Origin of the sequence: Gluconobacter sp. P1D12_c, from assembly GCF_018812105.1 — a bacterium.
GTDB classification, from domain to species: domain Bacteria; phylum Pseudomonadota; class Alphaproteobacteria; order Acetobacterales; family Acetobacteraceae; genus Gluconobacter; species Gluconobacter oxydans_A.
The window spans coordinates 1-352 of sequence record NZ_JACSIQ010000911.1; the positions used below are offsets into that span (position 1 = coordinate 1).

Annotated in this window: 1 pseudogene; it reads right to left on the reverse strand. The window is 54.5% G+C overall.

The features are described 5' to 3' along the window. Positions 1-39: 39 nt before the first annotated feature. A pseudogene (locus tag KP705_RS19760) lies at positions 40-352 on the reverse strand (hypothetical protein); the annotation flags it as partial.

Sequence of the window (352 nt, forward strand, 5' to 3'; positions counted from 1 at the left end):
GTAGCGGACAAGACCCGGCCCTCGCATACAGGCTACCTTTTAGCGCTCGGAGAAAATCGCCCCGATCTTCACCAGTTCATTCATGATGGCTGTAACTTCGTTGACCCGAATTCCGACTTTTTCGGCGATTTCTTCGCGGGTTAGCATGATCTGTCCGGTATGTGGGAACAGGTGGTCGAACAAGAGCGTCCAGACGTCCACGGCCTTCATTGGACGTTTACTGTTCTTCATTAGCCACAAGGTGACAGCACGGTTCTGTGCGGGACGGATCATAACAAACGGCTCCGTTGTTCCGGGGGCTGGGGTAGTAATGCGTTGAACGGTGACCATGACCCGGCCAAGGGCATCATGG